The 22,368-nt window shown below is 39.9% G+C and carries 21 protein-coding genes, 2 pseudogenes and 1 riboswitch; of the genes and pseudogenes, 13 read left to right on the plus strand and 10 right to left on the minus strand.

Annotated elements, in window-relative coordinates:
* The first annotated feature begins 10 nt into the window (after nucleotides 1-10).
* On the plus strand, nucleotides 11-517 hold the full coding sequence (locus tag AAZR19_RS06680) for an LURP-one-related/scramblase family protein (RefSeq protein ID WP_041089480.1): 507 nt from the start codon (nucleotides 11-13) through the stop codon (nucleotides 515-517).
* Nucleotides 518-600: 83 nt separating this feature from the next.
* Here AAZR19_RS06680 and AAZR19_RS06685 read toward each other — a convergent pair whose 3' ends face one another.
* The gene (locus tag AAZR19_RS06685) at nucleotides 601-906 is read right to left on the minus strand and encodes a nucleotide pyrophosphohydrolase (protein WP_041106721.1); all 306 of its coding nucleotides are present in this window, start codon (nucleotides 904-906) and stop codon (nucleotides 601-603) included.
* Nucleotides 899-2,545 carry a DUF2075 domain-containing protein gene (locus AAZR19_RS06690; RefSeq protein ID WP_041106719.1) on the minus strand — a complete coding sequence of 549 codons (1,647 nt, stop codon included), beginning with the start codon at nucleotides 2,543-2,545 and terminating at the stop codon, nucleotides 899-901. The genes AAZR19_RS06685 and AAZR19_RS06690 overlap by 8 nt, the downstream gene beginning before the upstream one ends.
* Before the next feature lie 224 nt (nucleotides 2,546-2,769).
* Between AAZR19_RS06690 and AAZR19_RS06695 the strand changes: the two genes are divergently transcribed.
* A complete protein-coding gene (locus AAZR19_RS06695) occupies nucleotides 2,770-3,645 on the plus strand; it encodes a LysR family transcriptional regulator (RefSeq protein ID WP_434702666.1) in 876 nt (291 codons plus the stop codon).
* A 39-nt stretch (nucleotides 3,646-3,684) separates the two neighbouring features.
* Here the strand turns inward: AAZR19_RS06695 and AAZR19_RS06700 are convergent, their stop codons facing one another.
* Nucleotides 3,685-4,581: a PhzF family phenazine biosynthesis protein gene (locus AAZR19_RS06700; protein ID WP_434702668.1), complete on the minus strand. Its 897-nt coding sequence runs from the start codon at nucleotides 4,579-4,581 to the stop codon at nucleotides 3,685-3,687.
* Between the two features lie 232 nt (nucleotides 4,582-4,813).
* Here AAZR19_RS06700 and AAZR19_RS06705 point away from each other — a divergent pair, with 232 nt between their 5' ends.
* Nucleotides 4,814-5,353, plus strand: coding sequence for an Imm64 family immunity protein (locus AAZR19_RS06705; RefSeq protein WP_281236677.1), 540 nt, complete (start codon nucleotides 4,814-4,816; stop codon nucleotides 5,351-5,353).
* Nucleotides 5,354-5,398: 45 nt separating this feature from the next.
* Here the strand turns inward: AAZR19_RS06705 and AAZR19_RS06710 are convergent, their stop codons facing one another.
* Nucleotides 5,399-6,109 carry a GntR family transcriptional regulator gene (locus AAZR19_RS06710; RefSeq protein ID WP_434702670.1) on the minus strand — a complete coding sequence of 237 codons (711 nt, stop codon included), beginning with the start codon at nucleotides 6,107-6,109 and terminating at the stop codon, nucleotides 5,399-5,401.
* A 160-nt stretch (nucleotides 6,110-6,269) separates the two neighbouring features.
* Here AAZR19_RS06710 and AAZR19_RS06715 point away from each other — a divergent pair.
* From AAZR19_RS06715 to AAZR19_RS06750, 8 genes and pseudogenes are all read left to right on the plus strand, one after another.
* Nucleotides 6,270-6,869 (plus strand): annotated as a pseudogene (locus AAZR19_RS06715) (PTS sugar transporter subunit IIA); the annotation flags it as partial.
* Between the two features lie 9 nt (nucleotides 6,870-6,878).
* Nucleotides 6,879-8,318, plus strand: a complete 1,440-nt coding sequence (gene bglA, locus AAZR19_RS06720) for a 6-phospho-beta-glucosidase BglA (RefSeq protein ID WP_226015460.1) — start codon at nucleotides 6,879-6,881, stop codon at nucleotides 8,316-8,318.
* Between the two features lie 379 nt (nucleotides 8,319-8,697).
* Nucleotides 8,698-9,933: a TerD family protein gene (locus AAZR19_RS06725; protein ID WP_041106710.1), complete on the plus strand. Its 1,236-nt coding sequence runs from the start codon at nucleotides 8,698-8,700 to the stop codon at nucleotides 9,931-9,933.
* A 203-nt stretch (nucleotides 9,934-10,136) separates the two neighbouring features.
* On the plus strand, nucleotides 10,137-11,819 hold the full coding sequence (locus AAZR19_RS06730) for a T7SS effector LXG polymorphic toxin (protein WP_434702672.1): 1,683 nt from the start codon (nucleotides 10,137-10,139) through the stop codon (nucleotides 11,817-11,819).
* 20 nt (nucleotides 11,820-11,839) lie between these two features.
* Nucleotides 11,840-12,166 carry a hypothetical protein gene (locus tag AAZR19_RS06735; protein WP_061110319.1) on the plus strand — a complete coding sequence of 109 codons (327 nt, stop codon included), beginning with the start codon at nucleotides 11,840-11,842 and terminating at the stop codon, nucleotides 12,164-12,166.
* Nucleotides 12,167-12,297: 131 nt separating this feature from the next.
* On the plus strand, nucleotides 12,298-12,579 hold the full coding sequence (locus AAZR19_RS06740; RefSeq protein WP_281236675.1) for a tRNA-Val4: 282 nt from the start codon (nucleotides 12,298-12,300) through the stop codon (nucleotides 12,577-12,579).
* A gap of 216 nt (nucleotides 12,580-12,795) precedes the next feature.
* Nucleotides 12,796-13,104 (plus strand): annotated as a pseudogene (locus AAZR19_RS06745) (YxiF family protein).
* Between the two features lie 315 nt (nucleotides 13,105-13,419).
* Complete coding sequence (locus AAZR19_RS06750) at nucleotides 13,420-14,613, plus strand: MFS transporter (RefSeq protein WP_434702674.1); 1,194 nt, start codon at nucleotides 13,420-13,422, stop codon at nucleotides 14,611-14,613.
* Nucleotides 14,614-14,723: 110 nt separating this feature from the next.
* Here the strand turns inward: AAZR19_RS06750 and AAZR19_RS06755 are convergent, their stop codons facing one another.
* The 3 genes from AAZR19_RS06755 to AAZR19_RS06765 all read right to left on the minus strand — a co-directional run bounded on the left by AAZR19_RS06755 (nucleotide 14,724) and on the right by AAZR19_RS06765 (nucleotide 18,293).
* A complete protein-coding gene (locus AAZR19_RS06755; protein ID WP_024423990.1) occupies nucleotides 14,724-15,626 on the minus strand; it encodes a shikimate dehydrogenase in 903 nt (300 codons plus the stop codon).
* An 18-nt stretch (nucleotides 15,627-15,644) separates the two neighbouring features.
* Complete coding sequence (locus AAZR19_RS06760) at nucleotides 15,645-16,826, minus strand: MFS transporter (protein ID WP_432243961.1); 1,182 nt, start codon at nucleotides 16,824-16,826, stop codon at nucleotides 15,645-15,647.
* Between the two features lie 444 nt (nucleotides 16,827-17,270).
* Entirely contained in the window at nucleotides 17,271-18,293 is a 1,023-nt protein-coding gene (locus tag AAZR19_RS06765; RefSeq protein WP_262089898.1) for a LacI family DNA-binding transcriptional regulator, read from the minus strand.
* A 265-nt stretch (nucleotides 18,294-18,558) separates the two neighbouring features.
* Nucleotides 18,559-18,638, plus strand: a riboswitch (glycine riboswitch).
* A 164-nt stretch (nucleotides 18,639-18,802) separates the two neighbouring features.
* Between AAZR19_RS06765 and AAZR19_RS06770 the strand changes: the two genes are divergently transcribed.
* Nucleotides 18,803-20,149 carry an amino acid permease gene (locus AAZR19_RS06770; RefSeq protein ID WP_144471635.1) on the plus strand — a complete coding sequence of 449 codons (1,347 nt, stop codon included), beginning with the start codon at nucleotides 18,803-18,805 and terminating at the stop codon, nucleotides 20,147-20,149.
* 47 nt (nucleotides 20,150-20,196) lie between these two features.
* Here AAZR19_RS06770 and AAZR19_RS06775 read toward each other — a convergent pair whose 3' ends face one another.
* Both AAZR19_RS06775 and AAZR19_RS06780 read right to left on the minus strand, forming a co-directional pair.
* A complete protein-coding gene (locus AAZR19_RS06775) occupies nucleotides 20,197-20,877 on the minus strand; it encodes a DUF3169 family protein (RefSeq protein ID WP_226015447.1) in 681 nt (226 codons plus the stop codon).
* Entirely contained in the window at nucleotides 20,874-21,080 is a 207-nt protein-coding gene (locus AAZR19_RS06780; protein ID WP_003215336.1) for a helix-turn-helix transcriptional regulator, read from the minus strand. The genes AAZR19_RS06775 and AAZR19_RS06780 overlap by 4 nt, the downstream gene beginning before the upstream one ends.
* A 170-nt stretch (nucleotides 21,081-21,250) precedes the next feature.
* Between AAZR19_RS06780 and AAZR19_RS06785 the strand changes: the two genes are divergently transcribed.
* The gene (locus AAZR19_RS06785) at nucleotides 21,251-21,874 is read left to right on the plus strand and encodes an NUDIX hydrolase (RefSeq protein WP_226015448.1); all 624 of its coding nucleotides are present in this window, start codon (nucleotides 21,251-21,253) and stop codon (nucleotides 21,872-21,874) included.
* A gap of 11 nt (nucleotides 21,875-21,885) precedes the next feature.
* Here AAZR19_RS06785 and AAZR19_RS06790 read toward each other — a convergent pair whose 3' ends face one another.
* Nucleotides 21,886-22,368, minus strand: a complete 483-nt coding sequence (locus AAZR19_RS06790) for a DUF4188 domain-containing protein (RefSeq protein WP_226015449.1) — start codon at nucleotides 22,366-22,368, stop codon at nucleotides 21,886-21,888.

Below are 22,368 nucleotides of genomic sequence, written 5' to 3' on the forward strand. Positions count from 1 at the left end.
GGAGGTACTTATGAAACAGCTTTATATGAAGCAGAAAGTATTTAGTCTGAGCGGCAGATTTACGGTAAAAGATCAGCAGGAGAACGATGTGTATGTGGTCGAGGGCAGTTTTATGAAGATGCCGAAGACGTTTACCATTTTGAATACAGAACGAGATGAAATCGCTGTGATTACGAAGAAAATGTTTACCTTTTTACCGAAATTTTTAGTAGAAGTTGATGGTCAAGAGGTATTGACGATTAAAAAAGAGTTTACGTTTTTTAAAGCAAAATATTCAATTGATGCTGCTGGGATTGAAGTGCAAGGTAACTGGTGGGATATGAATTTCCAAGTGCTGCAGAACGGCGAAGTGATCGGTCAGGTGAAGAAGGAATGGTTTACTTGGGGTGACAGCTATAAGGTTGATATTTTGAAAGAAGAAATGGAGCCTGTGATGATTGCGCTCGTTGTTGCGATTGATTGTGTGAAAGCTGATGAAGCAGCGTCTAGGTCTTCGTCGTCGGCGACGACGAATTAGACAAATATATTCTTAAAGTATAATGAATGAAGAAGAGTGATAGGACATTACTCTTCTTCATTAAAAAGGCGAATCATGTTTCTTTACTTTTCAATGGGATATTTCTGTCCATTTTTTATTAATTTTTCTTCAATTATTTCTTTCACATTTAGATGAAGATCTGAGCAAAGCATTAGTGAATATATTAAGATATCGGCTATTTCCTCTCGGATGTTTTCTTCGTTCGCCTCAAGAGCTTCTTCATTACTTTTCCATTGGAAGTCTTCAAGCAGTTCAGCTGCTTCTATCGAGATTGAGATGGCCAAGTCTTTTGGGTTATGATATTGTCTCCAGTTCCGATCATCTCTAAATTGGTTAATTGAATGTATTAAATCTTTGATCTCAGTCATATTTTCCTCCCTCTTTTATCTCTTGTAATTTCCTTCTCAATTTTTCATCTGTTGCATAAATATAAAGCCCGTGAATGCCTCGCTTCATCAAAACGTTAATCGAGTTTAGTATAATCTTTTCTTTTGCCTGTTTGATTTCCTCGGGAGACATGTCACTTCTTGATGTGAATGCACCTGTGTCTTTATAATTTGATGTGTCTATGAGAAGTTCATCCTTTTTTTCATCATAGCTGATAGAAGGGCCAAGTATGACGCCGACATAATTTAAATCAAATCCTTGAACTGTATAGATTGAGCCCACTTCTCTAACTGAATCTGCATGTTCAGCCCATGTCCATTTATCATTTGTAAAATTCCATGGCATATTGATACCAGCTTCATCTACGATATAGGCAGCTCCATCTTTTTTATGTAAAAAGTCAAAGGTAGATACAATGCGGGATAGGCCTACCTCATCATCTTTCTGCTGAATGGCAGTTTTAAATTTGTCAGGCTCCTCAAAAATTTTAAGTTCGAAAGAATCCTGTTTTATAGGCAGAGGTAATAATTGTTTTGACACAAATTGGTCAATCCATTTCAACGTATCAGTATCAGCATGCATACGCATCTGTTCTGTGAGTTTTACAGTCTTGGCATGATATCTATTTGTAATTTCCTCGAGTAATTTTTCATTCCAGTAGCTTTTAATTTTGAGTACCTGCTTTGGATCAAAAATGACAATGGTTATTTTACTTCGTTTGATAATTTCTTCTAGTTGGTTTTGGTAATGGAAGTTATTGTACTTATCATCTTTTGTTAATAAAAGATGGGCTTCATCAATTAACACGATGTCAGCCATTTCACCTGACTTTGTCATCTGATTGATAAACGAGGTTGGTCTCATAATTTGTTTCTTTTTCAGGTTTGGCAGACTCTTTGCGATGTTTTGATATGTTTTAAGCATTTCCGCATGGTTTACAAGTAGATAATTGTTCTTTTTGTTTAAGACAGAGTCCATATCATTTGATAAATCTTGAATCGTATTAAAAAGAGAACTCAGTAAAACACTCTTCCCAGTTCCTGCATCACCTTCTATCGAAATCACATGGTAACCTGACTGGTTGATATGTTCTTTACAAAAAGATAAAATATCATGCTTAATTTCTACTTGTTGAGGTGATAATTCTTTATAGGGAGAAAGTTTATAAATATCTCTATTTTTTAAGGTTTCAATTGAATTAGTAACGATCTTTTCTTTTTGAAGTTGCTCCCATATCTCTTTAAAGACAGTTTCATTGTAAAAGTCTTTTTGATAATAATGGTGCATTTCCCTCGATCGTGTCTGACTAACATTTTTTAATTGGAAACGATTTTCTGCAATAAAGTAGTTTATGAGATTTGTCTCAATATTGTAAGAGGCGGATTGGTGAAATCGTTCATGTCCAATCAGAATTGTTTTAGTTAATTTGTTCTTTTTTGGGTCTTTCAAATGATCCTTCAAACGTCTGCTAGCTTGGACTGACTGACCGATATAAGCAGATGGTTTCTTCTTTTCATCATAAAGAATGTAGACAATAGGTTGATTATGGAATACGGTTGTTCGTAAAGAAAGAATTCGATCTGTAATAAAATCGCGTTTTTCAATAAAAAGTTCACTCATATAGCTATCCCCTGTAGTCTTTTTGACTATTATCGTATCATAAAATTAGCAAAATATCTCAGTCTTATAGGTTGATATTGAATCTCTCGACAAATTAGACATGTTGAGTTATTTTCCATAGAGAGATAGGTGTCTTTGATTTACTGGTAATGGGTGGAAGTCACTAAACCCAAATGAACTTTATAACTAGCATTATTTTTCGATTTACCATATGAACATACGAGGTGAGCACACTGATCACATTCCAATACAAAGTATTTCTAACAGTCGTCGAATGCGGCAGTTTTACAAAAGCCGGGGAGAAGCTTGGGTTGACGCAGTCTGGGGTGAGTCATAATATTGCGAAGCTTGAGTCGGAACTCGGGATTGTGCTGCTTCGGCGGAATCGAAACGGGCTGTCGTTGACAGATGCAGGTGAGCGGGTGATGCCGCATATCCGGCAAATCATGCGTCATACGGCATTGCTTGAGCAGGAGGCGGCGCTGATTCAAGGGATGGAAGTAGGGAGCATCAAGATTGGGACATTCCCCAGTTTTTCTTCAAATGTCCTTCCACGCCTTATTCATCGCTTTACGCAAAGCTATCCGCATATCAAGCTGGAGTTATATGAAGGCGGTTATGAAGAGATTGAGGAATGGATCGCTTCAGGTACGGTTGATGTTGGTTTTTTAACGCAGTCATCGAGGGAATTTGAGACCGTTCCACTTTTTCAGGATGAATTGGTGGTGCTGATACAAGAGAATCATCGCTTTCATACGGAAAAAGTGATTGAAGTGGACTTGCTACATGATGAAGCCTTTATCATGCCGAAAGCGGGCTGTGACATTCTCGTTAAGAAGCTGTTAAAAGAAAGAGGCGGCGTGAAGCCTCATGTTCTGTTTGAAATTGAAGACAACAATACGCTTATTTCTATGGTGCAAGAAGGTCTTGGGGTCACGATCATTCCCAAATTAGTATTGCCGCCGCACATACCTCATACGAAAGTCATTCCACTGGAGACGAGCGTCTTTCGTGAGGTCAACTTGGCGCTAAAATCATTCAAAGCAGCTTCCCCATCGGCCAAGAGGTGGATCGAAACGGTCAAAAATCATTTTAAATAGAATCAGCTTGAACAGGAAGTCCCCATTCAAGCTGATGTTTTATAAAGTCAACACGCCGCGGATCGTGATGACAGCTGCGCCTGCCACTTTGATCACCGGCTCTGATTCATTTGGAATGACTGTGATACGAAGCAAGCCAGGTCTGCCGATGGCATCCCCTTGGGCAATGTTCAGGTGAGTGATTTCTTGCTGAGAAATGATACCCTCCAAATAAAGATATCCAGCCAACGCCCCATTTGCTGCCCCCGTCACAGGATCTTCGGGTATACCAATCCCAGGTGCAAAATCCCTCGTATAAAGATCGCATTCTTTTGAGGTGTGGAACGTATAAAGGTGGGTTGTCGAGATGCCATGCTCTTTATTTATTCTAGCTAAAGCCGCTAAGTTCGGTACTGCTTGATCAATGTCCTGTTGGTGCTTCATCGGAACAAGAAGATGCCAGTTACCGGTGTTTGCTAATTTGATAGGATAGGAGGAATCAATGCGGTCACTGCTCACACCAAGCATGTCACTAAGCTCTTCTAAATCGATGACAAAATCTCGTGTCTTCGGTGTCACCTGCGTCATTTCCACATTAACGACCTTGCCATTTTCTTCGTGCCATACAACAGGCACATTGCCGATCTTTGTTTCTAACACAACCCCTGATCTCTCTTTAGCCAGTCCTAGCTCCGTCGCTAGAAGCCAAGTCAATCCAACAGTCGCATGCCCGCAGAAATTGACCTCTTCCGTCGGGGTGAAGTATTTAACGCGATAATCAGCTTCCTGATCATGGGCAGGAAGCAAGAAGACGGATTCCGGTAAATTCAACTCCTTGGCGATGCTCTGCATGTCATCCTCTGTTAAAAACTCCCCATCCAACACCACCCCAGCGGCATTTCCTCCAAATTTCTCAGTTGTAAACGCATCGACATGATACACTCTAATGTCTCTCATGTGACGAACCCTCCTTATACATTCTTGTTATGTTAATCATAAGTTTGTTTAATGCATTCGTAAAATGAATCTTTTTGATGGTTTAAATCGGAAGTGTTCATGTAAGAGAGGAGGGTTTTCGCAGAATAATAGTTTGAATAAAGTATAATGAAAGAAAAAATGAAGTGAGGGATGCGACATAGCTCTGGGTGGATACATCAATATCGGACTCGTTTTTTATGAGACCATTCATATACCAAATACTTTTCGTCAATTGATTGATTATCTAGCTCAAAAAGACATGTCTATCACGAAAGTAAAATTTAGTCAGGACCCTGACGGTGAAACATGGATAGAGCACAGTGTTAAAGAAAATATCATCAAAGAAGATGACTTTTCAGGTTATTATACGGAGTTTGAACTGTCAGGCTTAGGCTCAAAGCTAAAAGAAATGACCATCAACATACAAAAAGAAGCAGATTATGTAGGATTCGTTCTCTGTTTAAAATGGGCAGAGGTTGTTGCTCATGATGTTGTTCATTTTCAACAGGGGATCGTACGGTGTCTTGTGGAGCTTTATCATACGCTTCCGTTTGAGTATGCATTCATTGGACATGAAATTGAAGCCGAGATTCATCCAGATGAGTTTGAAAAGTGTCTGCAAGAACAGCATGCTTTTCCAGTTGCTCTAATTGGTAAAGGAAATCACATAGATATTTATTATGGTGATGTGGCGATTGATGGTCTTTCTTCTCAAGAAAGAAGGATAGAATGTTTAAAGGTTAAAAGCTAATAGTAAAAAAGCCTCCTGATACTCTCAGGAGGCTTTTTCAGTCCATCACCCATAATAATTATTCGCTTGAATAAAAAATTGGGATTGTGTGTAGTTATATGTGATTTTCGAAAAGTCGAAGGGCTGGCCGTTTGTGAGATGAAAGACCGTCTCGACGCGGAGGGCGGGATCGTCTTGTTTGAGGCCGAGGTGCGTCGCTTCGGTTTCATTCAATTTGCCTACTTGTAAGTACATATCGGAAAAACCGACTTTGAGTCCAAGACCTTCACTGACGAATTTAAAAACGGAATCGGCGGCAATTTCTGTGTTGAGATAAGGAATGATCGTTTTTCGGTAATAGGATTCTTCTAAACATAAGGTTTGTCCGTTGATGTAACGAATTCGTTTTAGATAAAAAACATCCTCTTCTCGTTCAATGTTCAAATTAAGTGCAGCTTCTTCGGTAGGTGTGATGGTGTCTAGCATTAAAACCTCTGATGTCAGTTGAAATTCCTCTAAATCTTTTTTAAACCCTTGGTTGGATAAAAGGCTGATGTAGCCCTTGCGCCGATGTCTTCGAACAAAGATGCCGCTGCCCCTCACTTGATAGATAATTCCTTTTTTTTCGAGTAATTCTAACGATTTGATAATGGTACTTTTGCTCACAGCAAATTGGCTCATGAGTGTTTCGAGTACAGGGAGCTTATCCCCTTGCTGCATCTCATGGGTGACAATATATTTTTCAATATCGCTCGCAATTTGTTGATACTTTAACATGGCTATTCCTCTTTGTTTTCACGATTTATTGTCTTTGTATTATAGCACATACCAAATTTCCTTTGATATGCTAATTGAGATTATATATGTATTGATAAATTGTATCGGTATAATTATAATGTACATATATTAGCAGAAAATGTCCCAACTTTAGCAGGCCATATTGATTGGTGTCGCAATTGCGCTGATCTTACCAGTTGTGCTCATTCAAATGTTTGGTTATGGGGAAGATACAGTGGAACAGACAGCCGGTGCAACGTCTAATAAAGATCAAGTTGGAGAAAAAATGAATGCTTCGATGAACAATGAAGAAACCATTCCTGCACCGCTTGCAGGGAAAGTACTCCCGTTATCTGAAGTGCCGGATGCCGTATTTAGCTCTGGGGCAATGGGCAAAGGATTTGCGATTGAACCGACGGACAACAAGCTGTATGCACCGTTTGATGGCAGTGTCGTCATGCTTGCGCCGACAAAGCATGCGATTGGACTGCGCTCAGAATTCGGGGTGGAGTTACTAGTTCATGTAGGAATTGATACGGTTTCCCTAGATGGCTCAGCATTTACTCTTCATATCAAAGAAGGCAGCAAGGTGAAGAAGGGTGACTTGTTGATGACATTTGATCAAGAAGCCATTGAAAGCAAAGGATTAAAAACAATCACACCAGTCATCATCACCAATACACAAGCATACGAAGATGTGATTGTAGAAGAACAATCGACATGCCAGTCAACAGACGTCATGATTACAATTGTGAAATAGGAGGAATGAATAATGACATTACCAAAAGATTTTCTATGGGGCGGCGCATTAGCTGCACATCAATTTGAAGGTGGATGGAATGAAGCAGGAAAAGGCCCAAGTGTTGTAGATGTGATGACAGCAGGTGCTCACGGAGTACCGAGACAAATAACTGAAACGGTAGAAGAAGATAAATTTTATCCGAATCATGAAGCGATCGATTTCTATCATCGTTATAAGGAAGATATCGCAATGTTTGCCGAAATGGGTCTAAAATGTTTACGTACATCAATCGGCTGGAGCCGGATTTTCCCTAAGGGAGATGAAGCAGAACCGAATGAAGCAGGGTTACAATTCTATGATGATGTATTTGATGAACTGCTCAAGCATGGCATCGAGCCTGTGATTACGCTGTCTCACTTTGAGATGCCGCTTCATTTGGCAAGAGAGTACGGCGGGTTCCGCAGTCGAAAAGTCGCTGAGTATTTCGCGAAATTCGCAGAAGTATGCTTCAATCGATACAAAGACAAGGTCACATACTGGATGACATTTAATGAAATCAACAACAAAATGGATGTCAACAACCCACTATTCCTTTGGACAAATTCAGGGGTATCAGTCAAAAAAGGCGAAAATGCCAAAGAAGTCATGTATCAAGCAGGACATCATGAATTACTTGCAAGTGCATGGGCAGTAGCCAAAGGAAAAGAAATCAATCCTGCTTTCCAAATTGGAGCGATGGTTTCTCACGTGCCAATCTATCCGTATTCCTCAAATCCAGAGGATGTCATGCTGGCAGAGGAGTATATGAGACAGCGCTATTTCTTCCCAGATGTACAGGTTCGCGGCTACTATCCGAGCTATGCGCTAAAAGAATTCGAACGCGAAGGCTATCATATTCCATTTGAAGAAGGCGATGAAGAAAGCTTAAGAAAAGGGAAAGTGGATTATCTAGGCTTTAGCTACTACATGTCGACAACGGTTAAAAGTGATACTGTGTCTGATCACAACGGAGACATTGTCAACGGAGCCCTGCCGCATGGTGTAGATAACCCTTATATCAAATCAAGTGACTGGGGCTGGTCCATTGACCCGACAGGCTTAAGATATACATTGAATCGTTTTTACGATCGCTATCAAATCCCACTATTCATCGTAGAGAATGGATTTGGTGCAATAGATCAAGTGGAAGAAGACGGTTCTATTCACGATCCAGAAAGAATTCAATATCTCGCTTCTCATATCGAAGCACTGAAAAAAGCCATTGAATACGACGGTGTGGATCTTATCGGCTACACACCTTGGGGCATCATTGATATCGTGTCATTCACAACAGGTGAAATGAAAAAACGCTACGGCATGATCTACGTTGACCGCGACAACGAAGGTAACGGCTCGATGAAGCGCCTTAAAAAAGATTCGTTTACTTGGTATCAAAACGTCATCGCAACGAATGGTGAAGAAGTGTAATAAAGGAAAATAGAAGCCCGGACGAGCGTGGTAAATGCTTGTTCGGGTTTTTGTTTTTCATTGTTTAAGTTTTATTAATGCCTGAATACAAAGAAAAAAGAGAGTAATAGCGACAAAATAGTTCATTGGATTGTGAAATATCTTAATGTTCAAGGATATTTGAAGAAGGATCCAAAAGCCGAATATCACCATAACAGCAGGAATGATTTTTTTATACATAATGATTCTCCTTTCGAGAGTAGTTTGTTTTTAATTGGCATTGTCTCATATCATTGCAGAGATTGAAATGAGATAAAGATATTCATAGGTTCTATTATATAATTTGGTATAATTGATCTATAAAAGCGATAAATGGTAGATAAAGAATAGGAGTGTTGAAATGAATCAAACTCTGCAAATGGGTGCCAATACCGTACTAAACTCTCCAAAGGGACAAGTATCCATCAGTTATGAAGTATCATCTGCAATTGATATTTCTTTAACAGCGTTTCTCTTAACAGATTCAGATTTAGTTCAAGGAGATAATGGCATTATTTTTTACAATCAGCCGGAGAGTGCCACGGGTGTCGCGACACTTTTACCAGCAGAGATATCTGGTCAGCTGAAAAGGCATCAATTGAATTTTGATATGAGCAAAGTGCCTGCTGGAATCACAAAGGTGGCGATTACACTAACAGAGGATCAAGGAATTGGCTTTTCTCAAGTGAAGAATCTGCAAGCAGAAATTCGAACAGGTGATGAGGTGCTATACCTAACACCAGTAAACTTTACAAATGAAAAAGGGATTGTCGTAGTAGAGCTATATATCAGAAATAGTGAAACGAAAGCACGATCCATCTGGCGTGGCTTCAATTCTGGATTGGAAGGGCTATGCAAGCTTTATGGGGTGGAGGTTGAACCTGATGAACAAGATGTTTCTTCACCTCCTCAAATGGCTTCTGAAAAACAAATTGATGAGCCTGCTCCAATGAAGACAGCCGCTAAAGAGAAAGTGGCTGCACCTATCAGCTTAGAGAAAGTTCAAGGTAAAATTAGTCTAGACAAAGGTCATAAACCGATCATCATTGAAAAAACGCCTGAGATTACAGCTACAGTATCCTGGGAGTCTGGAACGGATTATGATATTTATGCATTGGTCTATACGAAGTCAGGAAAACAAATAGATGTGGCCATGTTTGGCGCAAAAGGTGTTCCAGCTCTCAAAAGTTACGGTAACGGAGCTGTAGAGCATATGGGAGATGTCGGTAGAGACCGTGATTCGCTAAAAACAGAAGTCATTAAATTACGGTTAAATGACGATATCCTTGCTATCGTTCCGGTTGTTTATTCTGCTCAATCAAACGGAACAGGTTCCTTTTATAGATATAGGGTATCTATGAGTATCGATAATCACCAAGGAACGTCTGTGACAATTCATGCCAAACATGCGAATGATAATGATAGGATTTATTCTTGTGTGCCGGGGATGCTTCAAAATACAAATGATGGGGTGATCATCCGTCCGCTAGAGCTTTACAGCAAACCAAATTCCGAGCGCAGACCTAAATTAAAAATGAAGTCATCTAATGAAATTGATGTTTTGATGGATAAAGGACCGATCAATGATTATAAATAAAATGAATGTATGGCTGGACAAAGCAAAGTGCATTGTCTAGCTTATTTTATTTGACCTTTAAATAGAGAGTCTATTCCATTTTTTGTGTCATTTAGCCTATTTTTCCGTTTTGAAGGTCACGGTAAAATAGACTTTATGATCAATAATGGAGGGAGTGACTTCTTCTGGGCAAGATACTTGATGCAAAAGCACTAACAAGTGCCATGGACACAAGGGCAAAACACTATCAGGAACTCCGCGAACAAATGGTAGATTTAAAAAAGGCATTACAAGGTGTTGCCAACCTCGGTGATGATTTCACTGGGAAAGGAGCCGATAATATTAAAAGTTTCTATAAAGAGCTCGCTGGAAATGTAAACATGTTTATCAGCTTCATTGATAAGCAAAAAGCCTTTCATGAAGGTGTTTCTGGAACACTGGATGATACGAGCTTTGGCGGCGATACCTTTATAGAGGAACACTTTTTAGACAACGCAGTACATATGGGCATCAAGAATGCCAAAAGCATTGTGAAGGATCAAAAAAAGGCACTCAAAACGATTTTTCAAGACATTGATGACCTCATTTCTCTAGAGGTATTTGATAGCCAAACCTTTGATGAAAAAATAGAGGATGCGGAAGATGAACGAAAAAAGACGGTCAAAGAACTAAGAGAGCTTGATCAAAATTTAAAAGATGAATATGCTTTGTCAGAGACGGAGCAGCAAGCTACAATGGCATTGTACGCTGAAATGATGAATGCGACAAATGACGGAAAAGCGATTTCGCCTATGAATTTTGATAAGAAAGCGTATCAAAATAGCGAAATCTACAAGGCAAAAAGCGATATTGAGAAGCAAACTTCTGAATATCTGAAAATCAAAAAAGAACAAGAAGAAGCCCGCGAGATCGCAAAGGAACAAAAAGACCTCGCCAACCGTCCTTGGTATGAAAAAGCGCTCGATTATGGCGGAAATATTGTCAATGAACTAACGGGTGTGAATGATGCAAAACGTACCGCAACAGGTGTTGATCCAATCACAGGCGAGGAACTCACCGCAGGCCAGCGAGTCGCTGCAGGCGGCATGGCAGCAGCAGGTTACATCCCAATCGTCGGCTGGGCAGGGCGCATTTTCAAAGGCGGGAAAGCTGTCTATAAAACGACCCAAGCCACATCAGCCGCAGTCAGGGCGGTCGATATCTACAAGACATCACAAAAATCCTTTGACGCCTTAAAAACATCGCAAAAAGGATTATATGGCCTAACTGCCACCAACGGCTTCAGCGAAGCGATTACAGGCCGAGACATGTTTGGAAATAAGATATCCAAAGAACAGCAGGAAGCGAGTATGAACGCGACGCTTGGAATGTTTTTGCCGTTTGGTAAAAAGAGCATCAATGGTAGTCTGAGGATCGGTGAAAAAAAAGTTGCTGAGAAAATTATAGCAGAAAGAACCAAGGGATTAGATTTAAGGAAGCACCCTATACAAAGAAAGCAGTTAAGTGCTAAGAAGATGAAAGAGCTGAAAGACAAATTTGAGAATAGGACGATTACGAAATTAGAATATGAAAATTATAAATGGAATAAAAAGTTTGCCAAACATAGAAACACTGGTGTGAATGAGTTTTGGTATCAGGAACGTCAAAGGATTTTGAATAAAGAGGATCCAACCAGAAACTGGGATAAACAGCAATTAAGTGATATTCTAAATGGTAAGAAGCCTAAAGTAGATGGAAAAACTGTGCAAGGTCACCATTCTTACAGTGCATCACAATATCCACATTTAGCGAACAAAGGTGAAATTATATATCCAGCTACGCCAAATGAACATTTTAATGGTTGGCATGGAGGTAATTGGAAGAATAGTCTGCCTGGAGAAAGAATTAAACCTATTGACGATTTCTAACCTTATGGAGGAGAAACTAAATGCCTAAAATGAAAATGCGAATAGAGAAAGATGATGATCAAATCAAATATATCTCGATTCTAAGAAAACATACAGATAAAAGTATTTCTGAAATAAAAGAAGCAATAAATAAAAATGATTTTATTTTATCTTATAATTTATTAGATATTGATGAATTGAAAGAGATGAAAAATATTATCAGTTTACTAGAAAAAGCTGGAGCTAAAATGCATATTTATGAAGATAGTCGAGAGGTTAGTGTTGAATTTTTAGATAATCTTATTGAATCTTATTTAGATACAGAAAAGTATCTAGAAGAAGTTGATGAGCAAATAAATGAAGATTAAATTTTGTGGCTTTGAAACAGATGACGAGTTGGACTGTATAAATTATTCACTATAAACCTTTAATATGAAGGTGATTAACTTATATGAAGTATTCATATGAATTTAAGTAAGATCAATTTGGTAACTTAGCAATAATACTTCCAGAAGAAATAAGTATTTTCGCAGATTTTATACAAGATATTTCAACAGTAGAAGAAGAGTATATAGGATATATTCAAAATGTTATAGATGGAGAATACGAAAACTTTGAAATTACATTGAATACTACAAGTGTAATTATCAAAAAAAATGAAACAATAGTTGAACACAATTATAGGATTGAAGAACCTCTTGAAAATAAAATGGAAACGAAGGAATTCATAGAGCTGTTGTTGATTTGGAAAGAGAAAATACCAGAAATATTTGAAGATTAAATATTATTATTGACGAGTAGAAACATAATGATTCAGGCACTTGATTAGTCCTTCAGGCTACAAGTGCTTTTGTTTAATTAGAAATCTGAAGATGTTTGAATACAAAAAGTAAGTTAACCCTAAAATGGTGATTTCTATGAATAACAACAGAAAATCAAAAATCAAAACCTTAAAAAGAAAAAGCAGAGGAAAACACTTAATAACGAATTAAGCGATATGACACTTCCAGAACACCCCTTTTTAGACATCGAAGAAAATCAATTGTTTTGTCAGAAGGTATTTGCTTTCCTTCAATCGAGAGAACATAAAATCCAAATACATGGAGAACACTATCGAGAGCATGAAATTGCAGCACTTTAATTGAATGTGAAAAAAGCCTTTATTCTTTTAAATCGTCTTCTTGAGCAAACAAAATTTTTAAGTGGGTATGGGTATTTTATTTTAGTGGCAGAATATTTCCGTTTTGGATTATGCATCGAGAGAACGGAATATTTTTATGAGCTAAGTATTTGGGGGCTGCGATGAACAGAATTGAGACATCATTTAAGGAGTGGCAGTTAACCACTCCTTTTTTTATCGATGGTGTCATACGCTTGATCAATGAATTCCCTTCAAATTTAAGCAATTCACTATCTTTACCTTTCGCATTCGTATAAAATAAGAGCAGTGAAAAATTGAAGAAATGCTTGATACATGAAGGGCGTGTAAGCTGTGAGCTGCATGACATGATGAGATGTATGAACGTGAAGGCTGCAAAGCTGTTCTTCCTCACATATGAGATCTTGTAAGCGTAACCATTATTTGTCACTTCATTGCGATGGTGTTGAGGGGTGTGTCAGGATGAGGAATCCGTATGTGAGAACGGCTTCTAGTCTGTATATTAATTATTTTTTATTGGGTATGGTCAATATTATTTTGGCTTCAAATATGCCATTTTTAATCAAACAATTAGATACCAATAGTGCGGGAATTAGTTATATGATTTCGGCGCTTGGCATTGGCAGGGTGCTCACGTATGGTTTATCAGGCGTACTGTCAGATCGTTTTGGGCGAAAACCGGTCATTTTGGTTTCTGGTGTGCTGATGGCGGTGTTCCTCATCGGAATCCCATTGTCTCCGAATTATCAAATCGCGTTTGCGTTTGCGATTTTGGCAGGGGTCGCGAATTCGGCAATGGATGCAGGAACGTATCCTGCGTTAATGGAGGCGTTTCCGCAAAACTCGGGATCTGCGAATGTGATGGTGAAGGCCTTTATCTCCATTGGGGCAACCATTTTGCCACTGGCGATTTACTTTTTAGCAGAGCATGATTTGTTTTATGGAATGGCATTTTTTGTTCCTGCTCTGATCTATCTTGTGAATGTTTTGTTGCTGTGGACCTTGCCATTTCCGAATCATCGCAAGGTGGAGCAAGTCCAGGTAACGGAGCATGACGGACTTCCGCGCTTCTCGATAGAGCCTACATTTTGGAGAGAAGGGATCGCACTCATTGTGATCAGCTTTACGTCAAATGGACTGTATGCGCTGCCGCAAATTTGGCTTCCTACGTATGGTGAGGCCATCTTGGGGATGACATCGGGCAGTGCTGTGAAACTGCTCAGTTACTATAGCATGGGCGGGCTGCTGTCTGTCGTGATGCTCGCGTTTCTGCTACGCCGCTTTGTCCGTCCGGTCACTGTACTGCTGATCTACCCAATCATTACACTTGTTTCCATTTGTGTGCTCTTGGTCGTGAAATCACCAGTTATAGGAACCGTCAATGCGTTTGTATTGGGATTTTCAACGGCAGGAGTTTTTCAGCTGACGTTAACTGTGATGGCTGAATTCTTCTGGAAAAACAAAGGGACGATGACAGGGATTATCTCTACAGCGGGCGGCGTGTCGGCTATCGTCATCCCGGTCGTAACAGGTTTAATTCAGAGTCACGCGTCCATTTTACAAATCTTTATGTTCGATGCAGTGGTGGCTGTTGCGGCCATTATCGGCGCACTGTATATCCTGTATCGATACCGTCAAATCATGATACATGATTAAAAAAAGACGACCTCCGCAGGAAGTCGTCTCAGCGTGTAGACAAACCCTCACGCTGAAAAGAAAACAAAGGGCTAAAATGATCATCATTTTAGCCCTTTGTCTTTTTTATTTTAGAAACGGTCATTTTCAAAAAGAATTTGTTTTACTTGATCAACTGGCATATCTTCACCAGTAAAGAGTTTGTAAGCAAGTGCACCTTGCCATAACATCATTCCAAGACCGTTAATGGTTTTGGCGCCAGCTTCCTGTGCTTGCGCAAGAAGCTTTGTTTTTTGCGGGTTGTATACGACATCTGTCACGATCAAATCTTCACGAAGTACATCAAGTGTATCATCGATAATGCTGAGTTGATCCAGTGGTTTCATGCCAAGACTTGTCCCATTTGCCAGGATCGCACTTTCTGCTACTTCACGGCGGAATGCGTCTTTGTCTTCAAGTGGGAAAATGTTTGCTTTGACACCGAAGGATTTCATTTCGTTATTGATGTAATTTACATTTTCTTCTGCTTGAACAAAGTATTGATCATTACGAGCAAAAATGCTAATTTCACGAATGCCGGACTGTGCAAGCTGAATCGCAATCGGAGTCGCAGCGCCGCCAGAGCCAACAAGTGTAACTTTCTTGCCGGCTAATTCAACGCCATGTTCAATCAAGTTTCTTACATATCCAAGACCATCTGTGTTGTAGCCGATGAGCTTACCATCCTTGTTCACTACAGTGTTACTAGCACGTGTATATCTTGCAGAATCATCTAGTTCGTCTAAGTAATCCAGTACTTTCATTTTGTTCGGCATAGAGACGTTAAATCCAGCTGCACCCATTGCTTTCATACCATTTACGGCTGCTTCTAGTTCATCATTCCCTACTTCAAATGCAAGGTAAGCATAGTTGATACCTGTTAGTGTATAGCCAAGGTTATGCATACGTGGTGAAAGGCTGTGCCCGATTGGTGTAGCAAGAAGACCAACTAATTTTGTTTTCCCATCAATATTACGTTCATGTATGTTTGTCATGATTGACATCTCCTTTAATTATCTAAATAATTTTTTCATGCGTCCAAGAACAAAGACCGCTAGTAATACGCTAATAACTGCGATGATCATATCGAAAAATAACGTCATTTTAATATCGTACGTGCTGACCAATCCACTTGTAATGAGCGGCACGAGTATAAACGCTGAGCTTGCCGCAATGTTGACATAGGATGAAGCCGTTGCTTTGTTTGTCGGGAACAATTTCATCATAATACTCATCGCCAGCTGGAAGATTCCCGCTGTAAATAGTCCTAAGAAGAAGGTGCTGACAATGACAATGCTGTACGTTTCGATTTGGAAAAGAGAAAGCATTGCAAGGAATGCCCCAATTGGATAAATGATCGCCACCATAATCGGTGAAATGAATTTATCTAAGACGATCGAAAGCAATAGAACAGATACCAGTGCACCAATACTAAAATAAGATAGAAGCTGTGTGGCTTGTTCTGTGCCAAGTCCGATTAATTTTAACCCGAGTTGCGGAAGCCATGTCTGCCATACGACAAACAATGCAGTCGATGTGAATCCCATCAGTACAACAGCTAAGCCTTCGCCAAGCATTTTTGGTTCTTCTTTCAGCTGGTCCTGTACTGGAAGAGCCTCTTGTGAAGAAACTTGCTTATGGTTCGGGAATGGCATAAAGATTAAGTAAATCCCTACAAGTAAATAAAGAAGCCCTAGACCAAAGAACGCCCAGCCCCAGAAGATGCCATGTGCCACTAGGAACGCCAAGATAAATGGAAGAACAGTCGCCCCAATGGATACAGACGCTTTTACTAAAACAGAAGCCGAACTTGCTTTTTTAGGAAATGACTCTGACAAAGCAGGATAGGTTCCTGAATCAAGCAGTGAGTTGGCAATACCTGCTGATATCGCAAAGATAAATGCCAGTGTATAACTTGTTGTCGTTGGAATACCGATTAAGAATAATAAGTAAAGAAAATTTCCTGTAATAATGACAGGCTTACGTCCCCAGCTGTCGGCTAACCGGCCTGAGAAAAAGAGCGCAATAAGTTTACCAATTCCGATCGCCGATACAAGCAAGCTGATTTTCGGAATATCTACATGGTAGCGTTCAGATAAGCTGTCCATGTTGGAAGCTACAATAATATTGATCATGCCAAGCATGAAGTAGTTTAAATACATGCCAAGTGACGATTTTATATAAGGATTTTTCATGTTCCCACTCCTATATTTGAAACCCCATTTAAGGTCAAATTCTTTGTATACCCTTTGTTATTGTTTCCTTAAAAATGAATAATATGAAGCCCATCACAACACCCCTTATGTGATTGATGAAAAAATAATGAATATTCATCTGTTCTTCAATCAAGTACATCGTTCTACTAAAATGAAAAAAATAATAACAGCCTTGATTAGGAAGTGAAACTTCATGATTTGATCAGAATCATAAAAAACCATTTTTAACTGTTTTTTGATAGAAATGATGATATGACGAAATAGGTATAACGATATACTAAAAGAAGCAACGAGATAAATATACTCCTGCATTTTAAATGTGTCAAGTTTATGACTTTGTGATTTAAAAAAAGAAAAATGAAACAAAGAAATAGTTGACTTGATCAATAAAAAAAAGAGAATTGCTGTACACAATTCTCTTTTTCATGATGATGGAGAGGTTTCTCTAATATGAAGTTGAGGCTTTAAAATCAATCGCTGCAGCTCTTCGTCCTGTTCGTTCATTTTATGATATAAAAGGTTCGCTGCTTTTACCCCGATGGATCGGGGGAAAGAGGATACAGTGGTGAGCGGCGGATGATACATTTCCGCTTCAGGAACATTATCGAATCCAACCACATCGATATCTTCACCAGGCTGGATGCCCCGTGCTGTCAGTGCTTGAATGACCCCAAAAGCGAATAAGTCACTAAAACAAAAAATAGCAGTAGGGGGCTCAGGCTGATCCATCACTTGGGCAAGTGCTTCTTTCCCGCCTTCACGAGTAGGTTCTATATCAATAATAAGAGAATCATCAATCGTCACATTTTCTTCGTCATGAGCTCTTTTGAAACCTTTCATCCGCTCAATCCAAGTCGAAGAAGTCTTGATGCCGCCTAAAAAAGCGATGCGGCGATGCCCCTTTTGAAGAAGATGATGAACCGCCATCCAAGTACCTTGTTCATAATCAACACCGACATAGTCACATTGCACATCTGATAATTCACGATTTGCCAGTACTTTTGGGGTGCGAATTTGATTTAATTGTTTGACCGTTCGAGCAGAGCTTTTCGAAGCTGGGTTTAAAATAATCCCGCCCACTCGGTGCTCTACCATGGTGGAAATGAGCCGCTCCTGTTTATCCACACTGTCAAAGGTTGTACCAAGTAAAACAGTATAGCCCAGTGATTCAAGCGTGATCTGTACGCCAATTAAAAACTCCGAAATAAAGGTGTTAGAAATATCCGTCACAATCACACCAACGATATTTGAGCTTTTTGACCGCATGTTGGCAGCAACGCGGTCGTATACGTATCCTAAATCCTCCATGGCTTGCAGTACTTTGTTTCGAGTGGCTTCAGAGATTCTAGGATTATTTCGAACAACGAGTGATGCCGTTGAAGTCGAGACACCGGCATGCTTGGCGACTTCCTGTAATGTGACACGCTGTTTGTTCATTTTTTTCATTTATCTTCACCAACTTCAATGGATTGCCTAACTTTGTTCATCATCAAGAGGGATTTCTCTATCAGACGAGCCGAACATCTTTTGATTTATTATACATGAATCAGGGGGGATTGATGAAGTGAAGACATATGAGTAACGCCGTAAATCCATAAAAGATTACCATTGACAGCTTTAAGATTGAGGCGTAAAATATGAAATTATTCAGAAATAGCAACATTTTAATTAAATAACGAAGGCTATGAATGCTGTGGGTCACACTATAGCAGGAGCAGCTTCTGGAGAGACCGCATGTGTGTGCGGCGCCGAAGGGTTCACAATCTCAGGCAAAAGGACAGAAGAGTACGAAATATTGTATTTGTGATGCATGGATGATGCCGTGTATGACTTTTCTCTATTTTGCTATTCTTTTATGACCGTGAGATTGGAGCGCATCCAATCTCTTTTTTTATGGACTTTTTTAAAGGGTTCATTATTTCAATATAAGATCGTGTCGTAGGAGGGTGTTAGCATTGGCACAACAAGAATTAAAACGAGATTTATCAAACCGTCATGTGCAATTGATTGCCATTGGCGGAACCATTGGAACAGGGTTGTTTTTAGGATCTGGAAAAGCTATTCAATTGGCAGGTCCTTCAATCATTTTTGCTTATTTAATTGTCGGGATGGCCATCTTTTTTGTCATGAGGGCACTCGGAGAATTGCTTTTATCGAAGGCAGGCTATCAGTCATTAACCGATATTGCGGAGGACTATCTCGGCCCGTGGGCATCCTTTGTAACAGGGTGGACGTATTGGTTTTGCTGGATTATGACAGCGATGGCGGATGTCATTGCGGTCGGGGTGTATGTGCAGTATTGGTTTGACATCCCGCAGTGGATTCCTGCCATCATTTGTTTGTTGATTTTACTAGGGTTGAATTTGTTAACGGTAAAGCTTTTCGGAGAAATGGAATTTTGGTTTGCACTCATTAAAGTAATTACGATTCTATTATTGATCGGGGTTGGAATGGTTCTTTTAATCATTGGTTTTCAAACAGATGCTGGACCGGTGACAGTAACGAATTTATGGTCTCATGGCGGGTTATTCCCGAATGGTGTCACAGGTTTCTTATTGTCATTCCAGATGGTGATTTTTGCGTATGTGGGAGTTGAACTGGTCGGTGTGTCCGCAGCAGAAACAGCCAATCCGCAAAAAAACATCCCTTCTGCGATTAATAAGATTCCATTAAGAATTCTATTTTTCTATGTGGGTGCGATCTTTGTTTTACTATGTATCAACCCATGGACTGAGCTCAGTGCATCAGAAAGTCCTTTTGTGAAAACCTTTGGACTCATTGGGATACCAGTAGCAGCAGGGCTTATCAACTTTGTCGTCCTGACATCTGCGGCATCAGCTTGTAATAGTGGCATGTTCTCGACGAGCCGCATTCTGTATAATCTCAGTCATCAAAAGCAGGGGCCAGCTTCCTTCGGACGTTTGAACAAGCACGCTGTCCCAAGCAATGCCCTGTTTGTTTCGACGATTGTGGTATCGGTTGGAGCTCTTTTAAGCAAGCTGATTCCCGAGCAAGCTTTTGGTATTGTTACCACGATCAGTGCCATTTGTTTCATTTGGGTATGGAGTATTATTTTAATTTGTCATTTGAAATATAAAAAAACAAAGCCTGAACTGCATACAGCATCTACCTTTAAAGCACCGTTCACCCCTTTTGTGAATATATTTGTTTTGGTTCTCTTCGCTGCGATTCTAGTGATCATGCTGTTTGCAGATGCAACACGCCCCGCGCTCTTATTAACGCCGGTTTGGTTTGGTTTTTTACTATTGATTTATGCGCGAAAGAAACGCCGCGCGTCATAATGAACGGAAAAAGCACAGCCTTTGCATGAGGCTGTGCTTTTGTTCATTTAACGATTTCTAATCTTTAGCACATAATTTGCATTCAAAATGATTAAAACAAGTCCAATCACCATGATCGAGAACAGCTGAGAGTGATTGGCTCCAAGGGAATACACAATCAAAATAAACATGGCGCTGGTCAATAGGATATTCATCATTTGATACGTATGAAACAGTCCGCCAAGCATCACATGCTTTTCGCCTTCGTCTGAAATGGCGAGCAGCTTTTTGCTATAGTCTTTGTCGGATGGACTTGGCAGGTTCCGATTAGGATAGACAAGCTTTAGAACAGATATCGATATATACGAACTGATAACGGTGACGATAAATAAAGCAGCATTGACGAGAATCAGCCAAAGTGGCTGCTCGGTGACGATCGCGATACCGATGGCAACAATGGAAAAAATGGTACTTACCGTATTGGCTAAAGTCAAATCAGTAAAAGTCCGATATTGCTTTGCCTCCAGTTCATCCTCCTCATCTCCAGAAACCGAAAGAGATACTCTTTTCTTCATACGTGAAATCCCTGAAAAACAATAAATAATCAATAAAATCGTCAATCCACTGATGACAAGAGTCGCTTCAAATGCAACATCAAGAAGTGTCATCTCAAATTCGGCTGCCAGCAGACAGTAAGCGCCGAGAAAGCCAAGGAGAGCACCTAAGAGCATTTTGTATACAGTTTTCATGAGAGTTCATCCTCCTCGAATAGAAAAATACGTTCAATGGGTTCCTGAAAAATTCGTGAAAGCTTAACCGCGAGCAAGAGAGACGGCATTAACTCATCTCTTTCCATTAAGCTGATGGTCTGACGAGAGACCTTTGCACGCTTTGCAAGCTCAGTTTGGTTTAAACCATCACGCGCACGAAGCTCTTTTAACCGATTTTTCATTCTGTCACCTCAATTTTGCTTGAAATCTTTCCTTGATTGTAAAGCATTATATTCATTTTGACAAGTAAAGTTGTCAAAATGATAAAAATAATTGTCAGAAGGATCATCTTTATTCAAAAGGAGAACCATGATACGCTAAAGGAAAGAGAAACAGAAAACAGGTGATGTCCGTGTTCATTGATCAATTAAAAAATGACTTACATCAATCACAGCCGTTGTTCATTGGAGAAGAGACAGCGTTCAAAGCAGCAGTCCTTATCCCTTTGGTGCAAGTAAATGGAGAATGGCATATATTATTTGAGGTACGATCGTTGACCATGAGAAAACAGCCGGGGGATATTAGCTTTCCTGGGGGCAAGCTTGACGGCAGCGAAACTGCACAGGAAGCTGCACTGCGAGAAACACATGAAGAGCTGGGCATTCCGCCAGAATCGGTCGAGATCCTTGGACAGCTTAGTCCTTATATCGCTTCTCCATCTTTTGTGGTATACCCATATGTTGGTATCATTGATGAGCAAAAAGTGAAACACTCCTTTAATCAAGAAGAAGTAGAGGAGACTTTTACCGTGCCTCTATCATGGCTCAGCCAATATGAGCCGTACTTACATCATGTATCCGTTCAGCCAACACCAGGCGAGGACTTCCCTTATGAAAAAATCATGAATGGTGAAAAATACAGCTGGGGAAGCCGTTCGATTGAGGAATGGTTTTATGATTACGGAAACTACACCATATGGGGATTAACAGCCCGCATATTAAAGCATTTTGTGACCGTTGCAAAAAGAAATTCCTAGAGAATCGCTCTCTAGGAATTTGTTGTATTCAGACGTTCCTTCGCTGTTTGTTGTCCATTACTTATTGAAATAGGGGGTTTCGCTTGGCCCAGTCCGTAGGAAGGCATGTTCACATAGATGGATTCATACGAGCCGGCTTGAATTTGGTACGTTTCATGATAAATGCCGACCGCGTCATTATTTCGTGCTCTTTGGTTAAATTCTTTCCAAGCAGCCAAATGCTTCTCCATCTTCGCATAGGCAAGGAGGTCATCGGTTGATTTCCAATATTGAATCATCGCTGTCGTACGTAACCCGAAGTAATTCTCTGTCCCAAGAAACCCAAGCTCTTCTTGATGGGTATACAGCTCCTTGATCATGCCAGGCATTGCCATGAACACAGGCAGCCATTGATGAATGGCCCAGCGCTTATTGATCCTCATTCCGATGATGAACACAACAATCGAATCAGAATTGTCCGTTGTAAATCTGCCAGCACGTATGTCTTTTTTCAT

It is taken from the genome of Bacillus sp. Je.9.29.b (assembly GCF_051129925.1).
GTDB classification, from domain to species: Bacteria; Bacillota; Bacilli; order Bacillales; family Bacillaceae; genus Bacillus; species Bacillus safensis.